Below are 22,260 nucleotides of genomic sequence, written 5' to 3'. Positions count from 1 at the left end.
CACCCTGCCGGCGGAAGCCATGCATCGCGGCGCCCTGGTCACCCTGAAGGGCGCCATCGCCGCCGCCGTGGCGCTGGAGGAGGAGGCCTGGATGACCCGGGCGCTCCGCTTCCTGCCGGGCGAGCTGGAGCGGCAATTCCACCCCGATGGCGGGCATGTCGAGCGGTCTCCGCAGCAGCTCCTGCTTGCGCTGCAGGACCTGATCGAGATCCGCAACCTGCTGCACGGTGCCGGGCTGAACCCACCGCCGCTGCTGGCGACGGTGCTGGAAGCGCGCCGGCCAGGCGCTGCGCCTGTTCCGCCATGGCGATGGCGGCCTCGCCCAGTTCAACGGCACGCGGGAGGACGGGGCGGGCCTCGTCGATCTCGTGCTCACCCAGGGCCAGGCGCGCGGCCGCGCCCCGCTGCTGCTGGAGGAGAGCGGCTTCCACCGGCTGCAGGCCGGCCGCACCCTGATCATCGCCGATGCCGGGGCGCCACCTCCGCTGCGGGCGCGGGACAGCACCACCGGCCTGCCGCGCGGTGCCGACCGCTTCGCCCATGCCGGGACGCTGAGCTTCGAGATGTCGGTCGGCCGCGACCGGTTGATCGTCAATTGCGGCGCGGCGCCGGCGGCCGAGGCCGACTGGCGCGACGCGCTGCGCGCCACCGCGGCCCACTCCACCCTGGTGCTGGCCGATACCAACAGCGCCGAGCTGAAGGAGGAGGGTCTGGGCCGCCGTCCCGAGCGGGTCGAGGCCGACCGGCAGGAGGCTGATGGCGCGCAATGGCTGGACGCCGTGCATGACGGCTGGCGCAAGCCCTTCGGCGCGCAGCACCGCCGGCGGCTCTACATCGACCGCAACGGCGACGACCTGCGCGGCGAGGACCTGATCGAGATGGCCGAGCCGGGCGCGCCGGTGCCCGGCTTCCTGCTGCGCTTCCACCTGCATCCGGCGGTGATCGCGACGCCGCAGATCGACGAACAGGCGGTGCTGCTGAAGCTGCCGTCGAACCAGTTCTGGCGCCTGCGCGCCAAGGGCGCCAAGGTCGCGGTGGAGGAAAGCCTGTACCTTGGTGGCGGCGAGCCGCGCCGGACCAGCCAGATCGTGCTGACCGCCGAGCCGGGCGCCAATACGGTGCAATGGGCGATCGGCCGGGTGCAGGCGGGCGGCGAGGCGGCCGAGGGGTAGCGCCCCGCGCTTCGCCTACAGGCCCAGCAGGTCCAGCGTCCGGTCCACCACCTTCCGCTCGGTGTAATGCGCCAGCGCCCTTTGCCGGCCGGCCTCGCCCAGGCGGGCGCGGCGGCCGGGGTCGCCGGCCAGCGCCTGCAGCGCCGCGGCCAGCGGGTCCACCGTCCCGGGCGGCACCAGCAGGCCGGTCTCGCCGTCCAGCACCATCTCGCGCGGGCCGCGGATATCGGTCGCCACCACAGGCAGACCGCAGAGCATGGCCTCGATCACGGACATCGGCAGGCCCTCGAAATGCGAGGGCAGGGCGAAGACATCCGCCGCCGCCAGCAGCCGCGGCACGTCGGTGCGATAGCCGAGGCGCCGGAAGCGCGGGCCGAGCGCGGCCGCCGCGGCGGCGAGCAGCGGCTCCATGTCCTCGCCATGGTCGCTCGGCAGGCGGTCGCCGACGACCCACAGCACGCAATGCGGCGGCAGGGCGCGGAGCGCGGCCAGAAGTTCCGGATAGCCCTTGTGCCGCACCAGGCGGGAGACGGCGATGATGACGCAATCATCCTCCCTGGCGCCGAAGCTCGGCCCGCAGCGCCATGCGGGCGACCGGGTCGGGCCGGAAGATCGCGGGGTCGCGGCCATTGCCGACCGCCACCGGCCGCGGGTGGATGCGCAGGCGCCGGGCATCCGCGGCCTCCTCCGCGCTGACGGTCAGGTAGGTGTCGGTGATCCGCCCGGCGGCAAATTCCAGGGCGAAGGACAGCGCGCGCCGCCGCCAGGGGCCTGGCTGGTTGAACAGGAAGCCGTGGCAGGTATAGGCGATGCGCGGCCGGCCGTGCCGGCGGGCCGCCCGCGCCGCCAGCCGCGCCAGCACGCCGCTGATCGGCATGTGGCCCTGCACCAGGTCGAAACCCTCGGTGCGGAAGATGCGGAGCAGGGCGCGGAAGGCGCGGTATTGCGCGACCGGGTTGAGCGACCGCGCCATCGGCACCGGGATGATCCGGAATCCCTCGGCCCGCGGCAGGTCGAGCAGCGGGCCCTCGGCGCAGAGCCCGACCACCTCATGCCCACGTTCCCGCGCCCCGCGCATCAGCGGCAGGAGGAAATGGCGCAGGGCGAAATCGACGTTGATGACCTGAGCGACTTTCATCCTGCTGCCTCGTGCCGTGCCCTGCCGCCAGGTCCCGGGGCGGTGCTGTCGCCGCAGCCATACCGCATCATGCCAGTCCCAGCGAAGGGAGGGCGCCCGGCGCGGTCGCGGCATTCCCGTGGCGGCTCGCCGGCGGGCGTGCAGGGTCAGCGACCGTCGCCGGCAGCCGGCCGATCCATGACCTGCAGATGCGCCTCGATCACCGGCACCGGGCAGGGCGCCGCGGCTGGCACGAGGGCCCGCCAGCCCTCGATCCCGGGCAGCCGGCCAGGGTTGCGGCGCACCAGCTCGGTCTTCAGGAAGGGGAAGCCCAGCTGCCGCACCAGGGCGTGCCAGAAATGATGCGTCGGGTTCAGCGGCTGCGACAGAAGAAGCGCCTCGCGCGCCGCTGGCGGCAGCGCCTCGAGCGCGCGCAGCGGCGGGTGGGAGGCTGCCAGCCGCGCCCGCTCCTCCGCCACGCCGAGGGCCGCGGCGACCAGCCGGTGGTAGCCGAACAGCGCCGCCACCTGGTGGCCGCGGCCGCGCATCCAGCGCGCCAGGCGCAGCTCGCCGCGCTGCACCACCAGCCACTTCGAATGGCTCATCCGCATGGCCGCCAGGAAGCCGAACAGGTCGGCGGTGGCGGCGGCGCCGCGCGCCAGCAGGAAGTAGCTCTGCAGGTGCGGCCCGCCCTGGATGCTCTCGGTCAGGCCGAACAGCCCCGCGCCGCCCGCGCGCAGCGCGCTGAGCACCGGCGGCAGCGGCAGGATCGGGCCGAGCACGCTGTCGTTGGCCAGCAGCAGCTCGGTCGCGCCGGGCCAGCGCCGCCGGGCCTCGGCGGCCAGGTCCTGCCAGGCGCCGAAGTCGCGGCCGAGAGTGTGCCGCTGCGCGACCAGCGCGCAATGCTGCCGCGCCACCTGCCAGTCGGGCTCCGGCAGCCGCTCGGCCATGCTGATGAAGACGATGGCGAAGCCGGCCGCGGCGAGGCCGGCGAGCTGCCGCCGCACCATCTCCGAGACCTGGCCGGAGGCGGCGTAGTGGACGTAGAGCGCGACGGAAGCGGCATCCGGCCGCGGGTCGCACCCCGGCTCCAGCCGCAGCAGCGGCGGCGCGCCGCCGGCCAGGGCGCGGCGCAGGTCGCGCGGCAGGGCGGCGGCGATCTCGAGCCCCACCTGCCCGGCCCGGAAGGCCAGCCGCCGCCAGGTGCCGGCCGTGCTGTAGCCGTGGATGGCGCGCCGCAAGCCCGGATCCTCCGGGCTGAGCGGCGTGAGCGCATAGGAATGGGTGGTGCCGTCACGCTGCGGCCCCGTCGTCGCGCCAGGGCGGCGAGAGCGGCAGGCCTGAGCTGTCGCGCATGATGGCCGGCCATTCGGGCAGCCACCGGGCGCCGTTGCGCATGGCCATGAGGACTGCGCCAACGAGGCCTGCCATCCGAATCTGCCTCGACCTGCCCGAGCCCGTGTCGGACCGGTGACTGCGCCAGGCGGGCTACATGCCGCGTTCGCAGGAATCTATCAACCGCATGTCGGTCCGCCCTTGAAGCGAGAGGCCCTGGGCGGCGCTGCCGGAGCGCCGTTGCTTTGTCCCGGAGGCGTCGCTAATCCAGCTTATGTGCCTGAAAGTATTGGCTAATCTATGTCGACCTCTTCATATGAACAGGTCTGCAGCCATCGCCGGTATGCTCGCCTCGCTCGTCGCCGCTCCCGCCCCGGCGCAGCATGGCGGCAGTCTCGGCGTGGCGGCGCCGCCGGGCTCGGCCGCGGCGGAGGCAGCGGAGGCAGCGGAGGCAGCGATCTTCCCCGACCTGGCGGCGCGGCAGCAGGCGCTGGAGGCGGCGGGCTGGATGATCCGCGGCCAGTCCACCTTCGTGCAGCAATCCCACCCGGCCTTCCGCGCGCCCTATCGCGGCGAGAACAGCCTCGGCGCCGGCGACCAGGGGCGGAACACCCTCTCGCTCGACATTGTCGTCGGGCGGCGGCTGTGGGAGGGGCGGAGGCCATCCTCGACCCGCAGGTCTCCCGCGGTTACGGCCTGTCCGGCACCCGCGGCCTGGCCGCCTTCCCGAACGGGGAGGCCTTCCGCATCGGCAGCGACAGCCCGACTCTCTATGTCGCGCGCGCCTTCCTGCGGCAGACCATCGCGCTGTCCGGCGAGCGGGAAGCCCCGGAGCACGACCCGCTGCGCTTCGCCGGGCTGCAGCCGCGGGAGCGGATCACCATCACCGCCGGCAAATTCCCGGTCTTCGACGTCTTCGACGACAACCGCTACGCGCACGACCCTCGCACGCAATTCCTCAACTGGGCCTTCGCCTCGGCCGGCGCCTTCGACTTCGCCAACGACGCGAAGGGCTTCACCAACGGCGTGGCGGTCGAGTGGGACGACGGAGGCTGGGGCTGCGCGGCGGCGCCTTCCAGGTGGCCAAGCGGATCAACTCGCTCTCCCTCGACCCGCAGCCGCTGCGCGGCTTTCAGCTGCTGGCCCAGGCCGACCGCTTCTACGCGCTCGGCGGCCGGCCCGGCGCGCTGCGCCTGCTGCTCGGCCTGTCGCGCACCCGGGCGCAGCGCTGGGACGCGCTGGTCGAAGGCGACATCATCGCGACCGAGGTCAGCCCGACCGGCGCCTCGACCCTCAAGCACATGGTGGTCCTGAACTGGGAGCAGGAGCTGCGCGACGACCTCGGCGCCTTCGCCCGGGCGTCATGGAACGACGGTCGCACGCAGAACTGGATGTATACCGAGATGGACTGGGCGCTCTCCGCCGGCCTGTCCTGGACCGGCCAGCGCTGGGGCCGGGCGGGGGACACGGTGGGGCTCGCCGGCAATATCGGCGGCTTGTCGCCGAGCCACCGGCGCTTCCTCGAGGCCGGCGGCATCGGCTTCATCACCGGCGACGGCCGGCTGGCCTACCGGACCGAATTGGCGGCCGAGGCCTATTACCGCTGGCGCGCCGCGCCGGGCACCGACCTCACCGCCGACCTGCAGGTCTTCGGCAACCCGGCCTACAATGCCGATCGCGGCCCGGTGGCGGTGCTCGGCCTCCGGCTGCGGACCGCCTTCTGAACCGCGGGCGGCCACCCGGCGTTGCGCTGCGGACCCTCAAGGCTTCTCGCGATGCCCGACACCGTCCATTTCGCCCCGCCGGGCCCGCTCGGCTTCGGCGGCGCGCCGCTCGGCAACATGTTCACCGCGATCGACGAGGCGACCGCCGAGGCCGCCATGCAGGCCGCCTGGGACAGCGGCATCCGCTACTACGACACCGCGCCGCATTACGGCGCCGGCCTGTCCGAGCACCGCTTCGGCCATGTGCTGCGGCAGCGGCCGCGGGACGAGTTCGTGCTCTCGACCAAGGTCGGCCGGCTGCAGGTGCCCGACCGGGAGGCCCGCGCAGCGTGCAGGTCTTCGTCGACGCGCTGCCCTTCCGCCCGGTCTACGACTACTCGGCCGACGGTACCCGGCGCTCGATCGAGGACAGCCTGCAGCGGCTTGGCCTCTCGCACATCGACATCGCCTATATCCACGACATCGCCGAGGACACCCATGGCCCGGCCTGGGAGGGCCTGTTCGACCAGGCGATGGATGGCGCGGCACGGGCGCTGACCCGGCTGCGGGAGGAGGGGTGATCAAAGCCTGGGGCCTCGGCGTCAACCTCACCGAGCCCTGCCTCAGGGCGCTCGACCGGGCCGACCCGGATGTCTTCCTGCTGGCCGGCCGCTACAGCCTGATCGACCATGCGGCGCTGGAGGCGCTGTTCCCGGCCTGCGCCGCGCGGGGCGTGCATGTGGTGGTGGGAGGGCCCTTCAATTCCGGCCTGCTCGCCGGTGGCAAGACCTTCAACTACGCCGTGGCGGCGCCGGCCGAGGTCATGGCGCGCGACCGGGTGGCAGCGGTCTGCGGCCGGCACGCGGTCGATATCCGCGCCGCGGCGCTGCGATCCTGCGCCGCGCATCCGGTGGTGGCCTCCGTCATCCCCGGTGCCAAGGGCGCGGCGCGGGTGCGGCAGAATGCCGCGCTGATGCGGACGCCGATCCCAGCCGACTTCTGGCAGGCGCTGAAGGCGGAGAGCCTGCTGCCGGAGGACGCCCCCACCCCCTGACGCAGCCATGCGGAGGTTGCCCCCAGGGCCGGACGGGGGGTATGCCGCGCCCCAATCCGGAGTTTCCGCCCATGACCGATCCCGTTCCCGTCCGCCGCGCCCTGCTCTCCGTTTCCGACAAGACCGGCCTGGTGGATTCGCCCGCTTCCTGGCGGGACGGGGGGCGGAGATCCCTCGACCGGTGGCACCGCCAAGGCGCTGCGCGACGCCGGCATCGCGGTGAAGGATGTCTCCGAGCACACCGGCTTCCCGGAAATCCTCGACGGGCGGGTGAAGACCCTGGTGCCGCAGGTGCATGGCGGGCTGCTCGGCCGGCGCGACCTGGCCGACCACCAGGCGCAGATGGCCGCGCACGGCATCGCCCCGATCGACCTGGTGGCGGTGAATCTCTACCCCTTCGAGGCGACCGTGGCGAAGGGCGCCGAATTCGACGACTGCATCGAGAACATCGATATCGGCGGCCCGGCGATGATCCGCAGCGCGGCCAAGAACCACGCGCATGTCGTGGTGCTGACGGAACCCGCGCAGCTCGCCCAGGTGCAGGCCGAGATCGAGGCGCAGGGCGGCACGACGCTGGCGACGCGGAAGGCGCTGGCTGCCGCCGCCTATGCACGCACCGCGGCCTACGACGCCGCCATCAGCGGCTGGTTCGCGCAGCAGCTCGGCGAGGAGTTCCCGCCCCGCCTGGCCTTCGCCGGCATCCTGAAGCAGACGCTGCGCTACGGCGAGAACCCGCACCAGCAGGCCGGCTTCTACCTGGACGGCACCCGGCGCGCCGGCATTGCCACGGCGACCCAGGTGCAGGGCAAGGAGCTGTCCTATAACAACCTGAACGACACCGACGCGGCCTATGAATGCGTCGCGGAATTCGACCGCCCGGCCATCGTCATCGTCAAGCACGCCAATCCCTGCGGCGTCGCGGTGGACGACAGCCTGGCCGCGGCCTGGGACCGCGCGCTGCTCTGCGACCCGGTCTCGGCCTTCGGCGGCATCGTCGCCGCCAACCGCACGCTCGACGCTGCCGCGGCCGAGAAGATCGCCGCGATCTTCACCGAAGTCGTGGTGGCGCCCGATGCGGACGAGGGCGCGAAGGCGGTCTTCGCCCGCAAGAAGAACCTTCGCCTGCTGCTGACCGGCGGGATGCCCGACCCGGCGGCACCGGGCCTGACCTTCAAGAGCGTGGCCGGCGGCTTCCTGGCGCAGTCGCGCGATGCCGGCCGGGTCAGCGCCGAGGGGCTGAAGGTGGTGACCCGGCGCGCGCCCACGGCGCAGGAGCTTGAGGACCTGATCTTCGCCTTCCGCGTCTGCAAGCACGTCAAGTCCAACGCCATCATCTACGCCAAGGGGCTCGCCACCGTCGGCATCGGCGCCGGGCAGATGAACCGGGTGGAGAGCAGCCGCATCGCCGCCTGGAAGTCGGAGGCCGCGGCCAAGGCTGCCGGGCTGCCTGAGCCGCTGGCCAAGGGCAGCGTCGTCGCCTCCGATGCCTTCTTTCCCTTTGCCGATGGGCTGGAAACGGCCGCGGCGGCGGGCGTCACGGCGGTGATCCAGCCGGGCGGGTCGATCCGCGATGCCGAGGTGATCGCCGCCGCCGATGCGGCCGGGCTGGCGATGGTCTTCACCGGCATGCGGCACTTCCGCCACTAGCCCGGGATCGCCCCGGCACGGCCGGGGCGGCCTCGGTCAGGACGGAGCGCAAGCGGGCATGCGCCCGGATGCGTCGATCTGCTCCGCCGAGAACGAACCGCGGCGGTGCCGCGTTCACCTTCGCATGCAAGCCGCTGCCGATGCAGCCGGGATCCGGGGCCGCACCATGGAACGACTGATCGACGGCTATCGCCGCTTCCGCGCCGAGACCTGGCCACGCGAGCGGGCCCGGTTCGAGGAACTGGCGGCGCAGGGCCAGCGGCCGCGGACCATGGTGATCGCCTGTTCCGACAGCCGGGTCGATCCGCAGATGATCTTCTCTGCCGGGCCTGGCGAGCTCTTCGTGGTCCGCAACGTCGCCAACCTGGTGCCGCCCTACATGCCGGATGCCGCCTTCCACGGCACCAGCGCGGCGGTGGAATTCGCCGTGCGGGTCCTGGGAGTCGAGGAGCTGGTGGTGATGGGCCATGCGCTCTGCGGCGGCGTCACCGCCCTGCTGCAAGGCACGCCGCCGGAGGCCCGGGATTTCGTCGCCGGCTGGATCAGCATCGCCGCCCGCGCCCGCGACGTGGCGCTGCGCTGCGACGCGCCGGAAGCGCGGCAGGAGGCGGGTGAGCATGAGGCGGTGCGCATCTCGCTGGCCAACCTGATGACCTTCCCCTTCGTGGCCGAGGCGGTCGCGGCGGGGAGGCTGGTGCTGCGCGGCGCGCATTTCGGCGTGGCGACCGGGCGGCTGGTGCTGCTGCAGCCGGATGGGAGCTTCGCGCCGCCCTGAGGTGAAGATTGGGAAGGGAAAAAGGTATTCCCTCCCCAAACCCCACCCTTCCCTTTTGTGGGTCGGCTGCCGACACGCGGCGACTGCCAGACTCACAGAAATAGATGAGGGGTCCGGCGAGAACACCTTCTCCCCGGCCTTCGGGCCGTCAGGCCAGCGCGATGCACTCGATCTCGATGTCGAATTCAACGGCCAGGACCCGACCGCGACGAAGGTCCGCGCCGGCGGCGCCTTCCCGCCGAAGTACCGCGCATAGATCGCATTGATCTTCGCAAACCAGGCGCTGTTGCTGGCATAGATCGTCACCTTCACCACCTTCTCGAGCGAGGATCCCGCCGCCTCCAGCGCGTGCCTCACCGCGGCGAGCGAGGCCTCGGTCTGCGCCTCGATCCCGCCCTGGACGATCCGGCCCGTCGTCAGGTCGATCCCCGGCAGGCCGGAGACGAAGACGAAGCCGTTCGCCCGCACCACCGGCGAGGGCGGCACGCCGGTCTTCCGGATTGTCTCCGAGATGACCGGAACCTCGATGATCTCCTTCATGGCGCGCTCCCTCGCTGGCCGGGGAAGCCTCCCATGCCCGCTTCGGCGCGGTCCAGCGTCACGGGACTGGCCCCTGGCCTTCGCGCAATGCGAGAGTCTGGCCCGCGACTCGGGGGACCGCCTTGCCTGACTGGCTCTTGCCGCTGCTGGTGCCGCTGGCCGCCGCCCTCGCCGGCGCGCTGCTGGTGGGCGCCATCCTGCTCGCCCTCCGCCCGCGCGGCGGGGGCGGCGAGGGCATGCTGCTGCTCGCCGACCGGATGGAGGCGCTGTCCGACCTGGCTGGACGCCGCCGTCGCGGCGCAGAACGAGCGCCTCGGCCGGGCGCTGGCCGACAGCGCCGACCGCACCCAGGACAGCGCCCGGCGCATCCACGAACGCCTGGCGGTGATCGACGCGGCGCGGGCGAATATCGAGGCGCTGGGGGGACAGGTGACCAACCTCGCCTCCATCCTCGGCAATAAGCAGGCGCGCGGCGCCTTCGGCGAGGTGCAGCTTGCGCGACATGCTGGCCGATAGGCTGCCGGCGGATGGCTGGGCCTGGCAGTTCAGCCTGGCGAACGGCACCCGCTGCGACGCGCTGATCCGGCTGCCCTTCCCGCCGGGCCCGATCGCCATCGACAGCCAATCCCGCTCGAGGCCTGGCAGGCGCTGCGCCGCGCGCCGGACGCGGCGGCCCGCGCCGCGGCCGAGCGCCGCATGGCCGCCGATATCCGCAAGCATGTCGAGGATGTCGCCCCGCAAGTATATCTGCCCCGGGGAGACCGCGGAGGGCGCGCTGATCTTCCTGCCCTCGGAAGCCTTGCATGCCGACCTGCACGCGCTGTTCGGCACGCTGGTGGCCGAGGCGGGGCGGCGCGGGGTCTATCTCGTCTCCCCCGGCACGCTCTGGGCGGTGCTCGGCGCCATGCGGGCGCTGATGCGTGACGTGCGGCTGCGGGCGGAGGCCCAGCAATTGCGCCGGGAGGTAGCGAAGCTGGCCGAGGAGACCGAGCGGCTCGACCGCCGGGTTGCCAGCCTCAAGCGGCATTTCGCGGAGATGCAGGTGGATTTGCAGCAGATCGAGACCACGGCGCAGAAGATCACCGCCGCAGGCGCCCGGATCGAGGCGGTGGAGATGGACCCGCCCGCCGCCGCCCGCGCCGCAGAGATGAGCGGACTGCAGCTCCAGGCGGCGCTCGGCCTGCCCTTGCTCTGCCTGCTGGCCTGGGTCTGCGGCGGCTGCCGCCGCGGCGTGCGGCCGCGGGTGGTGGCGGCGGGGCTGCTGAGCCAGCTGGTCATCGCCGGCGCCCTGCTGCACATCCCGCCGCTGCGCGCCGGCTTCGCCGCGCTGGGCGATGCGGTGGACGCGCTGGCGCGGGCGACGCGGGCCGGCACCACGCTGGTCTTCGGCTATCTCGGCGGCGGGCCGCTGCCCTTCGCCGAGCTGGCGCCAGGCGGCAGCTTCATCCTGTTCTTCCAGGCGCTGCCGCTGGTGCTGCTGGTCGGCGCGCTCTCCGCCGTGCTGTACCACTGGCGCATCCTGCCGCTGGTGGTGGATGCGCTGGCCGCCGGCCTCAAGCGGCTGTTCGGCCTATCCGGCGCCTGCAACCTCTCGGTCGCCGCCAATGTCTTCGTCGGCATGGTCGAGGCGCCGCTGCTGATCCGGCCCTGGCTCGCCACGCTGACCCGGGCGGAGCTCTTCGTCTCGATGGTCGCGGGCCTCGCCACCATCAGCGGCAACATGCTGGTGGTCTATGCGACCATGATCGCGCCGGTGGTGCCGGATGCCGCCGGGCAGCTGCTGACCGCCAGCCTGATCGCCGCGCCCGCTTCCATCCTTGCCGGGCTGCTGATGCTGCCGGAGAGCGAGCCCGCCGCGGTCGGCGCGGAGGGGCCGATGCCGCGGCTCTACGATGGCACCATGGATGCGCTGGTGCGCGGCACCGCGGACGGGCTGACCCTGCTGCTCGGCATCATGGCCTCGCTGATCGTCTTCGTGGCGCTGGTGGCACTGCTGAACATGGCGCTGGAGCCGCTGACCGGCCTGACCCTGCAACGGCTCGCCGGCTTCGCCTTCTGGCCGCTGGCCTGGGCCATGGGCATCCCGGCGGCGGAATGCGCGACGGTTGCCGAAAGCCTCGGCGTCAAGGTCGTGGTGAACGAGTTCGTCAGCTACCTGCAACTGGCTGCCAGCGGCGGGGCAGGGCTGGCGGAACGCTCCCGCGTCATCCTCACCTATGCGCTCTGCGGCTTCACCAACTTCGCCTCGGTCGGGATCATGGTGACGGGGATGTCGGCGCTCTGCCCGGAGCGGCGGGCGGAAATCACCGGGCTGGGGCTGAAGAGCCTGGTCGCGGCCAGCATCGCCTGCTGCATGGCGGGCGCCACGGTCGGGGTGCTGACGGCGCCCTGATGCGGGGCGCTGGGAACGCCGGCCGCCGCCCCCATGTTCCATCCGCCATGCCGCAGGACGTCACCTATCCCCCGCTCGATACCCCCGAAGCCCGTCACCGAGGGGCGTCTGGGTGGTGGATAGCGGCCCGCAGCGGGTGCTCGGCCTGCCCATCCCGGTGCGGATGGCGGTGCTGCGGCTGGAGGATGGCGGGCTCTGGCTGCATTCGCCGACCCGCTTCTCCCCGGCCCTGGCGGCGGCGCTGACCGCGCTCGGTCCGATCCGCCACCTGGTCTCCCCGGGCACCGCGCATTGGATGCACCTGCAGGCCTGGCAGGCGGCTTTCCCGGAGGGCGCGGCTCTGGGCGCCGCATGGGGTGGTGGAGCGGGCGCGGGACCAGGGCACCGCGCTGCGCGCGCATGACGCGCTGGGGCCGGAGCCGCCGGCCGACTGGGCCGGCCAGATCGCGCAGGAGACGCTGGTCGGCGCCGGCTTCGTCGAGATCGCCTTCCACCATGCCGCCAGCCGCACGCTGGTGCTGTGCGACACGGTCCAGGCGTTGGAGCCGGCCCGGCTGCCGCTGCCCATGGGGCTGCTGGTGCGGGCGCTGGGCGCAGCCGGCCCCGCGGGTGGCACGCCGCGGCATGTCCGCCTGGTCCTGGCGCGCCACCGCGACCACAACCGCGAGGCGGTGCGCCATCTGCTGGCACGGGACCCGATGCGGGTGATCTTCGCCCATGGCGCCTGGTTCGAGTCCGATGGCGCCGCCCGGCTGCGCCGCGCCTTCGCCTGGCTGCTCGGGATAGCGCGGGCGCTGCCGGATCACGCCTGCGGCAGCCGCGCCGCGGGATCAGTTCGCGATGGCCCGCGGGCGCGCCGCATCCTGCGCCATGCTCACGCTGTTCTCCTGGCCGGAGATGTTCGGCCTCGCCGACAACAACCCCTATGGGCTGAAGGTCTTCGCCTTCCTGAAGCTCTGCCGGGTGCCCTTCCGGCATGAGCATGTGATGGATGCCAGCCGGGCGCCGCATGGCCAGTTGCCCTATATCGACGACGACGGCCGCATCATCGGCGACAGCGACGCCATCATCGCCCACCTGATCGCCCGGCACGGCCTGCCCATCGACGCTGCGCTGACCCCGGCGCAGCGCGACACCGACCACCTGCTGCGGCGGATGCTGGATGACCTCTACTGGGTCATGTCCTATTCGCGCTGGCGGGACGACCGCTTCTGGCCCGCCTTCCGCGACGCCTTCCTGCGCTTCCATCCGCCCGTCGCGCCGCAGGCGCTGGAGACGGCGCGGGCCTATAACTTCACCCGCTACCACGCCCAGGGCATCGGCCGCCTGGCGCCGGACGAAGCCTTCGCGCGCGGCATCGCCGACCTTGAGGTCCTGTCGCATCTGGTGCCGGAGAAGGGCTTCCTGTTCGGCCCGCAGCCCTGCAGCACCGATGCGGGGCTCTACGGCTTTCTCGCCAACATCCTGCTCTTCGAGATCGACACGCCGCTGAAGCGCCACCTGATGTCCCGGCCGAACCTCGTCGCCCATTGCCGGGCGATGCACGGCCTGGTCACGGGTGGATAGGGTCGAGGAAGGGCGTGCCCGGCTCTGACACATAGACGATGACGACCCGCAGCGGCCCTTCGGTGCGGTTGAAGCCGGTCATCCGGACGCCGGGCGGCTCCACCAGCGCCTCCCCGGCGCGGACCACCGCGGGCGCGCGCCCCTCCATTTCCAGCGTGAAGGCGCCTTCCAGGACGTAGACCGTCACCGGGTGGCGATGGGTGTGGAAGACCGTGCGGTCGCCCGGGCGGAAGCTGGCGGTCAGCACCTGCACCTCCTGCCGCTCGCCGCGCGGCGTGCCGGTGACGACCTCCCGCAGCAGCAGGTTTGGCCGGGCGAGGGAAGCGTCCTGCGCCGCCAGCGGCGTGGCGGCGAGCGATAGGAGCACGGCGAGCAGCGGGCGCATGGCGGAGGCTCCGGACAGGCAGGGAATGAATGCCCCGGCGCTGCCGGCGGGTCCCTCGCCACTCGGGAAGAAACATCCGTTGCATCGGGGCGGGCTGCATGAAACGCTCGTTCCATGCTCGCCGACCGGCTCCGCACCGCGCTGCCCCATCTGCCGCCGCAGCTCGCGGCCGCCGGTCGGCACATCGCCGAGCGACCCTTCGAGGCCGCGACGCGATCCATGCGCACGCTCGCGGCCGAGGCCGGCGCCTCCCCCGCCACCTTCACCCGATTGGCGCAGGCGCTGGGCTTCCCGGGCTGGGACGCGCTGCGCGCCGCGGCGATCGAGGAGCAGCGCCGCCCCGCGCCCTATTCCAGCCGGGCGCCCGCCGCCGGCGGCCTCGCCGCGATCCGCGCCGCCGAGGCGCTGAATGTCGAGGCGCTGGCCGCCATCCCCGATGGCGCGCTGGAGGCCGCGGCCGCCGCGCTGCACGCCGCGCCGCGCATCCATGTCGCCGGCTTCCGGTCCTGCCGCGCGGTGGCGCTGCTGCTGCACTACCAGCTCCGGCTGTTCCGCCCGGAGACTGCGCTGGTCGAGGGCGCGCCGCTCGACCTCGAGCTCGGCGCCATGCAGGCGGGGAGGCCTTGGTGCTGACCGGCTTCGCGCCCTATTCGCGCGACAGCCTGGCCGCCATGGCGGCGGCGCGGGGAGGCGGGCTTGTCCACCGTGGTGCTGGCCGACAGCGCCGCCGCGCCTATCGCCGCCGGCGCCGGCCACCTGTTGCGCTTCGCCACCGCGACGCCGGCCTTCTTCCCGAGCCTCGCCGCCGCGGCCGCACTGGCCCAGGCGCTGGCCACCGCCGTCTTCGCCCTGGGCGGCGCCGCGGCGCGCGCCCGGCTGGAGGCGAGCGAGGCCCGCCTCGCATCCCTTGCCGCCTACCTGCCCGACCCGGAGGAAGCATGAGCCACCTCGTCCACCGCAGCCTGCGCCAGGATCCGCCCATCGCCGTGCGGGGAGGGGATCTACCTGTATGACCGCGACGGCCACCAGGTCATCGACGGCTCGGGCGGCGCCGCGGTCGCCTGCCTCGGCCATGGCGAGCCGCGGGTGATCGCGGCGATCAAGGCGCAGCTCGACCGGCTGACCTACGCGCATACCGCGCTCTTCTCCTGCGAGAGCGCGGAGCGTCTGGCCGAGATCATGGTCGGCCATGCGCCGGGCGGGCTGACGCATGCCTGGTTCTGCTCCTCCGGCTCGGAAGCGAACGAGGCCGCGATCAAGCTGGCGCGGCAGTATTTCCTGGAAGTCGGCCAACCGCAGCGCAGCCGCTTCATCGCCCGGCGGCAGAGCTACCACGGCAATACGCTCGGGGCGCTCTCGGCCAGCGGCAACGCGATGCGCCGGGCGCCTTATGCGCCGCTGCTCTCACCCGCCTTCAGCCATGTCTCGCCCTGCTATGCCTACCGCGACCGCGGCGCGGAGGGGAGCGACGCGCAATACGTCGCGCGGCTGGTGGCCGAGCTGGAGGCGGAGTTCCAGCGCCTCGGCCCCGATACCGTCATCGGCTTCATCGCCGAGCCGGTGGTCGGCGCGACGCTCGGCTGCGCCACGGCGCTGCCCGGCTATTTCGAAGGGGTGCGGGAGTCTCGCGACCGGCACGGCGCGCTGCTGATCCTGGATGAGGTGATGAGCGGCATGGGCCGCACCGGCACCCTGCATGCCTGGGAGCAGGAGGGCGTCACGCCCGACATCCAGATCGTCGCCAAGGGCTCGGCGCCGGCTACCAGCCGATCGGCGGCATCCTGGTGCATGGCCGGGTGATCGAGGGACTCGCCGCCGGCAGCGGCGCCTTCATGCATGGCCATACCTACCAGGCGCATCCGGTCGCCTGCGCCGCCGCGGTCGCGGTGCAGCAGGTGATCGCCGAGGACAAGCTGCTGGACAATGTCCGCGCCATGGGTGCGCTGCTGGAACAGCGCCTGGTCGAGCGCTTCGGCAACCACCGCCATGTCGGCGACATCCGCGGCCGCGGCCTGTTCTGGGCGATCGAGCTGGTCACCGACCGCGCGACGAAGCAGGCCTTCGACCCCGCGCTCAAGCTGAACGAGCGGGTGAAGCGGGAAGCCTTCGACCGCGGCCTTGCCTGCTACCCGATGGGCGGGACGATAGACGGCACGCGCGGCGACCATGCCATCCTGGCGCCGCCCTACATCGTCGCGCCGGAGCAGGTGGAGATGATCGTCGACCGCTTCGGCGCGGCCGTGGACGCTGCGCTGGCAAGTTGCGGCTGAAGGAGAGGAACAAGTGCTGGAGCCGAGCGCGAGCGTGCGGCGGCCGGCCGGCGGTGCCGGAGGCGGCGCTGGACCCCGGGCGGGCTTTGTACGCTATCGTTCGCTTTCGGCGCTGGCCGCGCAACCTTCCGCTGCGATCCCGCGTTTCGGCCCCGGAAGCCGTCGCAGTTACGCGATGGCCAATGGAGAGCCAGTCATGGACAAGGATCGCATCGAAGGCGCCGCGAAGCAGGTCAAGGGTGCCGTGAAGGATATGGCCGGCAAGGTCACCGGCGACACCAAGCTCCAGGCCGAAGGCAAGGCCGACAAGGCCGCCGGCAAGGTGCAGAACGCCGCCGGTGGTGCGAAGGATGCGGCACGGGACGCCGTGGACCCGGACCGGACCTGATTTCGGCAGGACGCGTGATCGGCCCGTCCCCCTAGGGGACGGGCTTCCTGATGTTCTGACGCCCGAGCGGTGGCGGAGGTGGATCGGTCGCCCGCGCCGCGCATTTTCCGCGAAGCGCCTGTCTGGGCGATGCGCCTTTTCATCGGGCGCGAGCCGCGCGCTGCGGCCGGGCTGGAATTCGACCACCGGCATCCGGATCTCGAACCGCTGTGCCGCGGCTTTGCCGCCACTGGGTAGATCCGCAGCTTCTTCGGCAAGGACGTCGAGCCGACTTCCTTCGCGCAACTTAGATTGCCGCTCTGCGCCGGGCACGGCGCTTCGGCCGACCGGCATTTCAGGCTTAGGAATTCGGCCTGGATCGCCGGGGTGATCCCCGGTGCGGGCTGCTGCGGCCCGGGCCGCGGGGCTTGGTGTTCGGCGTGCGGCAGGAGCCCATCCGAGCCTTCCGCACGGCGTATGGCTTTGAGAGGCTGGCGACCGATGCACCACCCGAGGTGATGGCGGGGCTGGCTGGGACACCACTGCGCAGCACGCGGTCGGGCTCGATCCGCTGCGCCGCCCGGGCATCGTGCCGGATGCCGAGTTCGATTGCCTGGTACGCATCGTCCGCTTCGCATCCTAGCGTCATGGACGACATCCCGGCCGAGCATACCGGCTTCGATGTCTACTGGCCGTCCTGCGCCTTCGGGCATCTGTGTTCGATCGGGCACGGACTTCGCTTGGTGAGGAGAGCCTGCGCACGCTGCGCCCCGGCAGCCTGGCGATCCATGCGACGGAGCTCAACCATTCCTCCGACGCCGGGACCTTCGAGCAGGCCAATCCCTGCCTGTTCCGCCGCCGCGATGCCGAGGCGCTGCTGGAGCGTGTGGCACTTCCCGGCCAGCGGCCATGGCCGCTCAACCTCCATCCCGGCGACGCGCCGATGGACAGGCATGTCGCTCCGCCGCCCTAAGCGCTGCCGCATCATCCGACGCTGGAGGTGGCGCGGCATGTCACCACCTCGATCGGCATCATGGTGCAGAAGGATGGCTGAGCGGCGCCACACGGGCCCCGCTTTACCGTTCCGCAACCTCGCCCGGGCGAGCATCCGCCCGACACGCACCCCGGGCCGCCAGGACGGCGGCGCGCGGTGGCCGTGGGCCGGCCGGCGTGCCCTTGCCGCCATGCCGCCAAGCTTGGGTGGTGCGCGCTGGATGACCCTGCGGGTGAGATATCTTGGGCTGGAGCTCGTCGCTGCGGCCGTGGCGCCGTGCGACCGCTGCATCGCGGTGCCGGACTACCTCTTCTCCGCGGCCATACGGCTTTGGCCGGACCGCCGCGTGCTGCCCCATCACGGGCTGCTCCCCGGAGATCCGCCGCCCGACCTGACAATCCTGCACAAGGCGTTGCTGAACCGGCTGAGCCTGGTCGTGCTGCGCGACATCCTCGATGCGGGCCGGCCGGTCTTTGCTTCGGAGGACTTCCTGCTGGTCCGCCCCGCCCTGCGCGTGGCCGCCGATGCGGTGCGGCTCGACTCACTCGAGGACGCGGCCCGGCTGCGCGCCTGGGCGGTGCGGCCCGCCCCCGCCGCGCCGCCCGATCCCTGCGGCACGGCGCTCATCGCCTCGGCCTATGGGCTCGGCAATATCGGCGATGACGCGGTGACCCTGGTCGCCGGGCGGATTGCCGCCCGGGCCGGCTTCCGCCGCGTCATCCTGGCCGGCGCCGTCGCCAGCTTCGACCTGGTGCGGGACGCCGACGTTGTCATGCTGGGCGGCGGCGGGCTGCTCTACGACACCGCCGATGGCGGTGCGCCGCGGGCGCAGAACGTCGCCTACTACGCCGGGCTGTTGCGGCATGCGCAGGAGCTCGGCCGAGCCACTGCGGTGCTCGGCATCGGCGTGCAGGAATCCACACGCCGCTCGGCCGCGCCGCCTATGCCGGCGTGCTGCGCCAGGCCGCGCATGTCTCGGTGCGCGACCCAGGCGACCTGCAGGTGCTGCGGGACGATCTGGGCGTCGACCGTGCGGTGCTGGCTGCCGATCTCGGCTTCGGCCTGGCGCCCTGGGTCTGGCCGGCCGCTGCCGGCCAGGCGCGGCAGCTGGCGCTGGTCATCCCCGGGGTGCTCAGCGCCCGCATCGGGGCGGAGGCCGATGCCGCCTGGGCCGGGCTCATCCGTACCCTGGGCCAGGGGCAGGAGGTGGTGATCGTCCAGCACACAGAGGATGACCGCGCGCTCTGCGCCCGGCTTGCGGCGCTGACCGGGGCGCCGCTGGAGGTGCTGACCGGCCGCGGCGTGGTCCGCAGCGCCGAGCTCTACCGCCAGGCCGGGACCGTGGTCACCGCGCGCTACCACGGCCTGGTGTTCGGCCTGCTCAGCGGCTGCCGGATGCTGCCGGTGACGACTCCGGGCGGCAAGCAGGGCCGGCTGATCCGCTGGGCGCTGCCCTCTCTCTCCGGCGCGCTGACGCCGCTCGACCGCTTCCTCGACGCGGGGGCGGCCGAGCTGCTGGCCCAGGCGGCCCGGCCGCATCCCTCCGAGGTCGCGGCGCTGCAGGGGCGGGTGATGGAGCTGCCTGGCCAGCTGGCCGCTGCGCTCGGTGGCCGGCCGCAGCTGGAGACGACCATGCAGGCGATCCGCGCCAGCCTCGTGGCCGAAGGCGAAGGCGAGGCGGGGGTCGAGGCGATTGCCGCCTGAGGCAGGCAATCCGGCTGTCCCGGCGGCAGGCGCCGCCGGGACAGCCGGGCGGCTCACAGCACCAGGATCTCGACCCCGGCGATGGTCGCCTGGAAGCCTTCCTCGCAGAACAGCCGGACCTCCAGCGTCTCCATGTCCCGCTCGGCGCCGAAGGGCAGGTCGAGATGCAGCCCGACCACGCCGACCATCCCGCCATCGACCTGCCGTTCCGCCAGCAGGTGCCGCCCCGTGCTGCAGGCGACATCCATCCGGGCGCGACCGCCGACCGGCGCCCCGGGCCGGAAGCGCAGCCGCGCGAGATAGGTGCCGGCGGGCAGGGTGATGTAGGGACCGAACAGGCCGGTGCCGGCGGCGCCCTCGAGCAGGATTGCATCACCCTCCCGCCGCCCGGCCTGGGTGTTCAGCCGCGGGTCGGCGGCGGTGGCGCGGAAGACCGGCTGGTCGCGCCGCCGTGCCTCCCAGAGGGTCAGCCAGCCGGGATCGGCGCAGGCCTGGCGCAGCCCGTACCAGCCGCACTCGGCCAGGGCCCGGGCGAAATAGTCGTCGCGGAAGCCGAGCTCGAGCCAGCCGTTCTTGCGGATCGCCCAGAGCAGAATTGCCGTCGAGCCGCAATCCCCACGGCATCGGGAAGTCGCGGGTGATGGGTTCACCCGCGAAGAATACGCGGCCTTCCGGCACGACGGCCTGCTGCAAGGCGCGCAGCAGGCGGAGATGATCGGCGCAGTGGTGGAAGCATTCGTAGAACAGCGCTGCGTCGAAGCGCTGGCCGCAGCGCTCGGCCCAGAGGAAGTCCTCGTTCACCACCTCGATCTCCAGGCCATCCTGGGCGGCGCGGCGGCGCAGCGAGCTCGCAGAAACGGGGCTCGATATCGACCACCGTGACCTGGTGGCCGAGCCGCGCCAGGGCCAGGGTGGTGTTGCCCCAGCCGGGGCCGAGGTCGACGATGCGCGAGCCGGGCGGCAGCGCCATGGCACGGATCAGCCAGCCGACCGCGATCAGCTGTTCGCCGGTGGTCGCGGCGCTGCCCGTGGAGAAGGGAAAGGGCCGGCGGAGCGCGGCGTCGATGTCGAAGGCGGTGACCTCGTTCGCCGTGTCGTAGGCACGGCCGGCGACGTCGCGGTAGAGCGTGAGCTGCGCCTGGCGATAGGACTCCGAGAAGGGGTCGGGCGGCAGGCCGCCGGGCGGATCCATCCGAAAGCTGCCGAAGACGGCGCGCATGGCGTCGTCCGACTGCGCCTCGGCGCGGTTGCATTCCTCGATCTTGGCATCGAGTTCCTCGATGCTGCGGATCACCTGCATGCGGCCTGTCTCCCTTTTGGTGCGGCGGGCGGCATGGTTGCGGACGGAGGGTTAAGAAACCCGGTGCATCAATCCCAGGGATGCCCGAGCAGCCCGAGCAGGACCCAGGGCTGCGTCTCGGAATTCGTCTCGCTCGACAGCCAGGAGCTGCGGATCTCCACGCCATCGGCATGCTCGCGCGTACCCAGCACGACCTGACGCAGCAGCAGCGGCTCGAGCACGGCGAGGCGGTCGGCGTGCTTCGCGTGCAGCGCCTGCAGCCCGGCATCTGGGCTTTCGCGCAGCGCGCGGAACAGCCGCAAGGTCAGCCCTGCATGGAAATTCCAGAAAGCGTGGCTGACGCGCGAGGCGCCGGCGTCGTCGCTCCAGCGGATACCGATGGTATCGACCTTCCGGATCTCGCCCAGCCATTCGATTGTGCCGGTCACCAGCGCATAAGCGCCGAGGCCACGGTCGATCGCCGCGGCGATGCCGGGATCCGGCAGGAAGGGGGCGGCATGGGTGAGCGCGAGGAGGGCGGCGCTGTGGCAATCCACATGGATGTCGCGGCTGCTGCGCATGCCCATCAGGAAGCCGCTCTCGCTTCCCTTGGTCCCCGGCAGCGGCTGCTCGAATTGCAACAGCACCTCCACCAGCGCGGCCAGGTCGCGGCGGTAGCGGTCCTCCCCGGTGGTCCGCAGCAGGGTGGCGGCGGCCATGATGACGAAGGCGATCTGGCGGGAGAAGACGGTGTTCTCGCCGCGCCAGAACCCGTCTACGAACCGCACCCGGTAGGCATCGAGGTAGCGGTCGGCCAATTCCTTCAGCTCAACGGCCAAGCCGGGCGGCGCCGTCGCCTCGCCGGCCGCCAGCACTGCGTAGCTCTTGGCGAAGGCGTTGATCTCGACGCCGTAGTCGTAGGAAATCGAAAGGTCGCGCGGCCAGCTTCCGGGCAGCGCGGCCGCGGCCTCCCGCATCAGGCGTTCGTAGGCGGCGGCTTCGGCATGGAAGCCGCCGGCGGTCAGCAGCTTGTCCTCGGCAACTGCCAGCCGCGCCCCGCCGCGATGCGGGCCGGGGAAGTCATAGGCGGCGACCACCCAGTGCAGCCGGCCGGGCCCATGCTGCACCAGCCGCAGCTCGCGCAGCCGGTCGGGATCGAGCGGCCGGGTATGGATGCCGAGCGCGAAGCCGTGCATCTCCTCCTGCCCCAGGCCGTAATAGGTCGCGCCCTCGGCCGGCAGCACGACGCTTTCCGCCGCAGCGGCGACATGCACATGCGCCGTGCCACCCGCATCGAGCAGGCCGACGCGGCCATAATGCACGTTGTTCTCGCCGTGGCTGAGGTTGTCGTGGCCGATGGTCAGGGTGACGTCGGCGACCTCGATCTCCGGGTCCAGCTCCAGCACCGCCTCCACCCGCACCAGCATCGAATGCGCCTGGATGCGATGGACATAGGTGATGCGGCCGAGCCGGAGCGTGCCGCCCTCGGCCAGGAAGCGCAGGTCGCCGGCATGGGTCGCCACCAGGCAGCCATCCTGCAGGCTGGTGCCGGACTCGCCGATCGCCTCCTCGACATCCAGCGTGTATTGCCGGCCACGGTGGCGGAAACTGACGTAGTTGCCGGTGAGGTAGAGGTTGCGGGCAGTCCGCCCGTCATGGAAGCGGATGCCGAGCATGACGCAGCCGGCGGGCAAGTCGGTGACGACATGCATCATGGCGTGCAGCCAGGTTCCGGCCCGGTCGTCGCCGGCGGCGCGTTCCAGCCTTGGCGCGCCGATGCGGCGGAAGATGAAAGGGCCGTCGCACATGCCGATGAGGAAACGGAGGATCGCCGCCGTCTCTTCTGGAAATCGTTGCCAGAGGGCGGGGTGGGAGAGCAGCTCGAGGACCTTGGCGTTGTCGTCGGCCCAGGCCCAAACGTCGCCGTCGGTCGGGTGTTCGGTTTCCACCACGGCCTGGA

General features: G+C 72.3%; 19 protein-coding genes and 7 pseudogenes. 19 read left to right on the top strand and 7 right to left on the bottom strand.

Annotated elements, in window-relative coordinates; genetic code table 11:
* Positions 1–368 precede the first annotated feature (368 nt).
* Complete coding sequence (locus tag ACQ86J_RS09770) at positions 369–1,172, top strand: heparinase II/III domain-containing protein (protein ID WP_431270953.1); 804 nt, start codon at positions 369–371, stop codon at positions 1,170–1,172.
* Between the two features lie 15 nt (positions 1,173–1,187).
* Here ACQ86J_RS09770 and ACQ86J_RS09765 read toward each other — a convergent pair.
* Positions 1,188–2,310 (bottom strand): annotated as a pseudogene (locus ACQ86J_RS09765) (glycosyltransferase family 4 protein).
* Positions 2,311–2,456: 146 nt separating this feature from the next.
* Complete coding sequence (locus ACQ86J_RS09760; protein WP_431270952.1) at positions 2,457–3,530, bottom strand: hypothetical protein; 1,074 nt, start codon at positions 3,528–3,530, stop codon at positions 2,457–2,459.
* Between the two features lie 394 nt (positions 3,531–3,924).
* Between ACQ86J_RS09760 and ACQ86J_RS09755 the strand changes: the two are divergent.
* The 6 genes and pseudogenes from ACQ86J_RS09755 to ACQ86J_RS09730 all read left to right on the top strand — a co-directional run.
* A pseudogene (locus ACQ86J_RS09755) lies at positions 3,925–4,566 on the top strand (hypothetical protein); the annotation flags it as partial.
* A gap of 95 nt (positions 4,567–4,661) precedes the next feature.
* Entirely contained in the window at positions 4,662–5,348 is a 687-nt protein-coding gene (locus ACQ86J_RS09750) for a carbohydrate porin (protein ID WP_431270951.1), read from the top strand.
* A gap of 51 nt (positions 5,349–5,399) precedes the next feature.
* Positions 5,400–5,885 (top strand): aldo/keto reductase, encoded by a 486-nt coding sequence (locus ACQ86J_RS09745; protein WP_431270950.1) that lies wholly within the window; start codon positions 5,400–5,402, stop codon positions 5,883–5,885.
* Positions 5,777–6,381 (top strand): annotated as a pseudogene (locus ACQ86J_RS09740) (aldo/keto reductase); the annotation flags it as partial. The gene ACQ86J_RS09745 and the pseudogene ACQ86J_RS09740, both read left to right, overlap by 109 nt.
* Before the next feature lie 71 nt (positions 6,382–6,452).
* Positions 6,453–8,028, top strand: a pseudogene (purH, locus tag ACQ86J_RS09735) (bifunctional phosphoribosylaminoimidazolecarboxamide formyltransferase/IMP cyclohydrolase).
* Between the two features lie 166 nt (positions 8,029–8,194).
* Positions 8,195–8,803, top strand: a complete 609-nt coding sequence (locus tag ACQ86J_RS09730; protein ID WP_431270949.1) for a carbonic anhydrase — start codon at positions 8,195–8,197, stop codon at positions 8,801–8,803.
* A 249-nt stretch (positions 8,804–9,052) separates the two neighbouring features.
* Here ACQ86J_RS09730 and ACQ86J_RS09725 read toward each other — a convergent pair.
* Positions 9,053–9,343 (bottom strand): annotated as a pseudogene (locus tag ACQ86J_RS09725) (RidA family protein); the annotation flags it as partial.
* An 87-nt stretch (positions 9,344–9,430) separates the two neighbouring features.
* On the opposite strand from ACQ86J_RS09725, the gene ACQ86J_RS09720 reads away from it, so the two are divergent.
* The 5 genes from ACQ86J_RS09720 to ACQ86J_RS09700 all read left to right on the top strand — a co-directional run bounded on the left by ACQ86J_RS09720 (position 9,431) and on the right by ACQ86J_RS09700 (position 13,301).
* The gene (locus ACQ86J_RS09720) at positions 9,431–9,859 is read left to right on the top strand and encodes a hypothetical protein (protein ID WP_431270948.1); all 429 of its coding nucleotides are present in this window, start codon (positions 9,431–9,433) and stop codon (positions 9,857–9,859) included.
* Positions 9,846–11,735, top strand: coding sequence for a DNA recombination protein RmuC (gene rmuC / locus ACQ86J_RS09715; protein ID WP_431270947.1), 1,890 nt, complete (start codon positions 9,846–9,848; stop codon positions 11,733–11,735). The genes ACQ86J_RS09720 and rmuC overlap by 14 nt, the downstream gene beginning before the upstream one ends.
* A 112-nt stretch (positions 11,736–11,847) precedes the next feature.
* Complete coding sequence (locus ACQ86J_RS09710; RefSeq protein ID WP_431270946.1) at positions 11,848–12,138, top strand: DUF4336 domain-containing protein; 291 nt, start codon at positions 11,848–11,850, stop codon at positions 12,136–12,138.
* Positions 12,095–12,715, top strand: a complete 621-nt coding sequence (locus tag ACQ86J_RS09705) for a hypothetical protein (protein WP_431270945.1) — start codon at positions 12,095–12,097, stop codon at positions 12,713–12,715. Before ACQ86J_RS09710 ends, ACQ86J_RS09705 begins: the two co-directional genes overlap by 44 nt.
* Positions 12,606–13,301, top strand: a complete 696-nt coding sequence (locus ACQ86J_RS09700) for a glutathione S-transferase family protein (RefSeq protein ID WP_431270944.1) — start codon at positions 12,606–12,608, stop codon at positions 13,299–13,301. The genes ACQ86J_RS09705 and ACQ86J_RS09700 overlap by 110 nt, the downstream gene beginning before the upstream one ends.
* Here ACQ86J_RS09700 and ACQ86J_RS09695 read toward each other — a convergent pair.
* A complete protein-coding gene (locus ACQ86J_RS09695) occupies positions 13,288–13,686 on the bottom strand; it encodes a cupin domain-containing protein (RefSeq protein ID WP_431270943.1) in 399 nt (132 codons plus the stop codon). The genes ACQ86J_RS09700 and ACQ86J_RS09695 overlap by 14 nt on opposite strands.
* A gap of 114 nt (positions 13,687–13,800) precedes the next feature.
* On the opposite strand from ACQ86J_RS09695, the gene ACQ86J_RS09690 reads away from it, so the two are divergent.
* The 7 genes and pseudogenes from ACQ86J_RS09690 to ACQ86J_RS09660 all read left to right on the top strand — a co-directional run bounded on the left by ACQ86J_RS09690 (position 13,801) and on the right by ACQ86J_RS09660 (position 19,021).
* On the top strand, positions 13,801–14,319 hold the full coding sequence (locus ACQ86J_RS09690) for a MurR/RpiR family transcriptional regulator (protein WP_431270942.1): 519 nt from the start codon (positions 13,801–13,803) through the stop codon (positions 14,317–14,319).
* A 63-nt stretch (positions 14,320–14,382) separates the two neighbouring features.
* A complete protein-coding gene (locus ACQ86J_RS09685; RefSeq protein ID WP_431270941.1) occupies positions 14,383–14,628 on the top strand; it encodes a hypothetical protein in 246 nt (81 codons plus the stop codon).
* 30 nt (positions 14,629–14,658) lie between these two features.
* Positions 14,659–15,956: pseudogene (locus ACQ86J_RS09680) on the top strand (aspartate aminotransferase family protein).
* 13 nt (positions 15,957–15,969) lie between these two features.
* Complete coding sequence (locus ACQ86J_RS09675) at positions 15,970–16,344, top strand: CsbD family protein (RefSeq protein WP_431270940.1); 375 nt, start codon at positions 15,970–15,972, stop codon at positions 16,342–16,344.
* A 69-nt stretch (positions 16,345–16,413) separates the two neighbouring features.
* Positions 16,414–16,581 carry a hypothetical protein gene (locus tag ACQ86J_RS09670; protein ID WP_431270939.1) on the top strand — a complete coding sequence of 56 codons (168 nt, stop codon included), beginning with the start codon at positions 16,414–16,416 and terminating at the stop codon, positions 16,579–16,581.
* A 457-nt stretch (positions 16,582–17,038) separates the two neighbouring features.
* Positions 17,039–17,296, top strand: a complete 258-nt coding sequence (locus ACQ86J_RS09665) for a hypothetical protein (RefSeq protein ID WP_431270938.1) — start codon at positions 17,039–17,041, stop codon at positions 17,294–17,296.
* Positions 17,297–18,268: 972 nt separating this feature from the next.
* Positions 18,269–19,021, top strand: coding sequence for a polysaccharide pyruvyl transferase family protein (locus tag ACQ86J_RS09660; protein WP_431270937.1), 753 nt, complete (start codon positions 18,269–18,271; stop codon positions 19,019–19,021).
* 53 nt (positions 19,022–19,074) lie between these two features.
* Here ACQ86J_RS09660 and ACQ86J_RS09655 read toward each other — a convergent pair whose 3' ends face one another.
* From ACQ86J_RS09655 to ACQ86J_RS09645, 3 genes and pseudogenes are all read right to left on the bottom strand, one after another.
* Positions 19,075–19,671: a hypothetical protein gene (locus tag ACQ86J_RS09655; RefSeq protein WP_431272816.1), complete on the bottom strand. Its 597-nt coding sequence runs from the start codon at positions 19,669–19,671 to the stop codon at positions 19,075–19,077.
* Between the two features lie 64 nt (positions 19,672–19,735).
* Positions 19,736–19,822, bottom strand: a pseudogene (locus ACQ86J_RS09650) (hypothetical protein); the annotation flags it as partial.
* Between the two features lie 567 nt (positions 19,823–20,389).
* On the bottom strand, positions 20,390–22,252 hold the full coding sequence (locus ACQ86J_RS09645) for a hypothetical protein (protein ID WP_431270936.1): 1,863 nt from the start codon (positions 22,250–22,252) through the stop codon (positions 20,390–20,392).
* Between the last annotated feature and the right edge of the window lie 8 nt (positions 22,253–22,260).

The organism is Dankookia sp. P2 (assembly GCF_050632255.1).
GTDB lineage: Bacteria > Pseudomonadota > Alphaproteobacteria > Acetobacterales > Acetobacteraceae > Paracraurococcus.
Note: the sequence above shows the minus strand (reverse complement) of the source record. Positions and strands in the feature narration are given on the sequence as shown.

Excerpts from the sequence above, each read along its gene's own strand:
- ACQ86J_RS09745 (WP_431270950.1), top strand. The coding sequence starts at position 5,400 with ATGCCCGACACCGTCCATTTCGCCCCGCCGGGCCCGCTCGGCTTCGGC.
- ACQ86J_RS09730 (WP_431270949.1), top strand. The coding sequence starts at position 8,195 with ATGGAACGACTGATCGACGGCTATCGCCGCTTCCGCGCCGAGACCTGG.
- ACQ86J_RS09720 (WP_431270948.1), top strand. The coding sequence starts at position 9,431 with ATGCGAGAGTCTGGCCCGCGACTCGGGGGACCGCCTTGCCTGACTGGC.
- rmuC (WP_431270947.1), top strand. The coding sequence starts at position 9,846 with ATGCTGGCCGATAGGCTGCCGGCGGATGGCTGGGCCTGGCAGTTCAGC.
- ACQ86J_RS09700 (WP_431270944.1), top strand. The coding sequence starts at position 12,606 with ATGCTCACGCTGTTCTCCTGGCCGGAGATGTTCGGCCTCGCCGACAAC.
- ACQ86J_RS09695 (WP_431270943.1), bottom strand. The coding sequence starts at position 13,686 with ATGCGCCCGCTGCTCGCCGTGCTCCTATCGCTCGCCGCCACGCCGCTG.
- ACQ86J_RS09690 (WP_431270942.1), top strand. The coding sequence starts at position 13,801 with ATGCTCGCCGACCGGCTCCGCACCGCGCTGCCCCATCTGCCGCCGCAG.